The following is a 3554-nucleotide window of genomic DNA, read 5'->3' as shown; positions in this document are numbered from 1 at the left end:
CAATCAACACCGAGGCCGGTCAGCCACAAACCCCCAAAGTCGTCCAGTTTCCCTCCACGCAAACATTTTCGTCAGCCCAGGCATCGCCCCGCGCGTCGTGCCGCACCGAACGCGCGGGGCGATGCCCACGCGGTTAAACAATTTAGAAACCATTCACCGCGTTGATCCCTGCCCCTGTTCCGGGCTGTTCTTTTTCCCCATTGCGTTCGCTGGCGAAGCCGGTAAACTGCCGATCCAGATTTGTAAACAGGAACAGCGTAAACAGTAAGTAAAGAATGACGATCTCGAAAGAGCGAAGAACCGAGGTAATCGGTGAACACAAGAAATCGGACGCCGATACCGGCTCGCCAGAGGTGCAAATTGCCATCTTGACCGAGCGGATTAACGGACTGACCCAACACATGCGCACTCACCGCAAAGACTATGCGTCGCGTCGAGGCCTGCTTGGGTTGGTGAGTCGTCGCCGACGTCTTCTCGACTATGTACGTGGCGAGGACCCTCAGCGGTATCTCGACATCATTGGTAAGTTGGGCATTCGTAAGTAGTCCAACCGCTAGCCACCCGAAATCGGAGTACTCCGCTGACGGGGCACTCGGTTTTTTGGTCGTGCGATCAGTCGATGATTCACTTCATCGGCTGGCACTTCGATCACTTCTTGGGAGGCTTTCCCACGCACACCTTCACTCTGAAGGTGTGAAGGTTTCTGTTTGACCTGTCTGAATTGTTAGACATTTGTCTTTTTGTAGGCTGTATGAAGGTAAAAAATTGTGACTGAAATGAAAAAAATCCGAGTAGAAAAGAAAATTGGACGACAAACGTTGTCGTTCGAGACCGGCCAACTGGCCAAGCAAGCCGCCGGTGCCGTGCTGGTTCAATACGGCGAAACCGTTGTCCTGGTCGCGACGGCCAGCAGTGATCCACGCCCCGGCCTGGACTTCTTCCCACTGACATGCGATTACCGCGAACGATTGGCGGCCGCCGGTAAGTTCCCTGGCGGTTTCCTGAAGCGAGAAGGTCGGCCGACGACCAAAGAAATTCTTTCATCACGCCTGATGGATCGCCCGATTCGTCCTTTGTGGCCCAACGGTTTCAAAGACGAAGTTCAAGTCCAAGCCGCTGTGATCTCGTCCGATCAACAAAATGACGGCGACGTTTTGGCAATGAACGGTGCCTCCGCCGCATTGCACTGTAGCGAACTGCCGTTCCAAGGCCCCATCGCGTCGGTCCGAGTTGGAAAAGTTGCTGGCGAACTGGTCGCCTTTCCAACTCACGAAGATCTGGAACAGAGCGAACTGGACATGATCGTCAGCGGTTCGCGTGATCAAGTCGCGATGATCGAAGGCTTCGCCAACGAGATGCCCGAAGACGCGATGATGGAAGCGATCAAGTTCGCTCACGCCACCATCCGCGACGTCATCGACCTGATGGAAGAGCTTTACCAGAAGGTTAGCCCGACTAAGAAGGAATGGATTGCACCGGCCGATGACGGATTGTTCGAGCGTTTGAATAACGCCTACTACGACGATTTCAAGAACGCCCAGCAGACTTCGGGCAAGCAAGATCGTGCTGCGGCATGCAGCGAGCTTCGCAACAAAGCGATGGCCGACGTTATTCCTGACCCCAAGGCTGACGACGCAATCGACGTTAAGCGTTTCAAGACCGTCTGGCATGACCTGGAAGAAAAAGTCGTTCGCGATCTGATCAGTGCGGGAACGCGTCCCGATGGCCGCGACAATTCCTCGCTGCGATCGATTTACTGCGAAACCGACTTGCTGCCACGCGTTCACGGATCAGCTCTGTTCCAACGCGGCGAAACCCAAGCTCTCGTCACGATTGCACTGGGCACATCACGCGACGAGCAACGTGTCGATGGATTGATGGAAGAAATCAGCAAGAAGTTTATGCTCGATTACAACTTCCCATCGTTCAGCGTCGGCGAATGCCGTCCGATCCGTGGACCAGGTCGTCGCGAAATCGGACACGGCTGTTTGGCCGAACGCAGCGTGGCACCCGTGCTGCCGGCCGCCGATGATTTCCCCTACACCATCCGCGTGATCAGCGACATTTTGGAATCCAATGGTTCTTCGTCGATGGCATCGGTTTGCGGTGCAACGCTTGCCCTGATGGCTTCGGGGGTTCCGATCAGCAACCCGGTCGCGGGTATCTCGATCGGTATGGTTCGCAAGTCAGAAGACGACTTCGTCTTGCTGACCGACATCTTGGGCACCGAAGATCACTTCGGCGACATGGACTTCAAGATCGCCGGAACCCAAAACGGGATCACCGGCATCCAACTGGACTTGAAGGTCACCGGCATCAGCGAAGAAGTCATTCGTGCAACGCTGAAGCAATCCCGCGAAGCTCGCATCGAAATCCTTCGCAAGATGCTGACCACGATCTCACGACCTCGTCGCGAAATCGCCGAAACCGCGCCACGTTTGCTGCGTACCAAGATTGCTGCCGACAAGATCGGTGCATTGATTGGTCCCGGCGGTAAGAACATTCGCGGTATCCAAGAAACCACCGGCGCAGTCATCGAAGTGGATGACGACGGTACTGTCTTGATCGCAAGCAGTAACAAAGAAGCTGCTGAAACCGCATTGCGTTCGGTTGAAGCCTGCACCGCAACCGTCCAGATCGGCAAGATCTATGACGGCATCGTCAGCAGCATCAAAGAGTTTGGTGCGTTTGTTGAAATCCTGCCTGGACGTGATGGACTTTGTCACATCAGCGAAATCAGCAGCGGATTCATCAGCAACCTGGACAAGGTCGTCGCCGTTGGCGATGCCATGAAGGTGCTAGTCATCGATGTCGATGAACATGATCGCGTCAAGCTTAGCCGTCGTCGTGCCCTGGAAGAATTGGGCGAAGAAGACGAACTGGCAGCACTGGTCGAAGCAGCCGCCGGTTCCGGTGGCGACAGCGACGGTGGCGGCAGCAGTGATGGCGAAGATCGCCCACGTCGTCGCCGTGGTGGCAGCGGCGGAGGAGGCGGTGGTGGCCGAGGTCGCAGTGGCGGCGGAGGTGGAGGCGGCCGCGGCGGAAGCGGCGGTGGATCAGGTGGCGGCGGCGGTCGTTACCGCGATTGATCCAATGATCTAATTTGACCAAGCGTCCAATCTAAAATCGAAACGCCAGTTGCCTTCGGGCAGTTGGCGTTTTTTCGTATCTGTTAACCAAGAAACTGTCCTGAAACAAGTTCCGTACTTGTCGAAATCTTTCGTAGCAGGGCCCGCCAGGGTTCAGTCGGGCACAGCTCAACGCCGTGAAGAGTTTTGGTCCCGGAAAACACGGATGAGTTCGTTTAACCGCGTTGGGCATCGCCCCGCGCGTCGTGCGGCCCTACAGTGCGCGGGGTGAGTCCACGGCGGGGGGCCGCCATGCTACTTTTCGCCCCGCGCATTGTGCGGCCCCACAGTGCGCGGGGTGAGTCCACGGCGGGGGGCCGCCATGCTACTTTTCGCCCCGCGCGTCGTGCGGCCCCACAGTGCGCGGGGAGAGTCCACGGCGGGGGGCCGCCATGCTACTTTTCGCCCCGCGCGTTTGGTTCAGCG

Annotated in this window: 2 protein-coding genes; both read left to right on the top strand. The window is 56.9% G+C overall.

Going from position 1 to position 3554, the window contains the following annotated elements; genetic code table 11:
* Nucleotides 1-275 precede the first annotated feature (275 nt).
* Nucleotides 276-545 carry a 30S ribosomal protein S15 gene (gene rpsO, locus RC85_RS25215; protein ID WP_068267628.1) on the top strand — a complete coding sequence of 90 codons (270 nt, stop codon included), beginning with the start codon at nucleotides 276-278 and terminating at the stop codon, nucleotides 543-545.
* 231 nt (nucleotides 546-776) lie between these two features.
* The gene (locus tag RC85_RS25210; RefSeq protein ID WP_068267626.1) at nucleotides 777-3089 is read left to right on the top strand and encodes a polyribonucleotide nucleotidyltransferase; all 2313 of its coding nucleotides are present in this window, start codon (nucleotides 777-779) and stop codon (nucleotides 3087-3089) included.
* Nucleotides 3090-3554: the final 465 nt, after the last annotated feature.

This window comes from Rubripirellula obstinata (genome assembly GCF_001642955.1).
Taxonomy (GTDB): domain Bacteria; phylum Planctomycetota; class Planctomycetia; order Pirellulales; family Pirellulaceae; genus Rubripirellula; species Rubripirellula obstinata.
This window is presented reverse-complemented; position numbering and strand designations above follow the sequence as displayed.

What these genes read in the sequence shown, in the direction of transcription:
- rpsO (WP_068267628.1), top strand. Translation starts at nt 276, where the DNA reads ATGACGATCTCGAAAGAGCGAAGAACCGAGGTAATCGGTGAACACAAG.
- RC85_RS25210 (WP_068267626.1), top strand. Translation starts at nt 777, where the DNA reads ATGAAAAAAATCCGAGTAGAAAAGAAAATTGGACGACAAACGTTGTCG.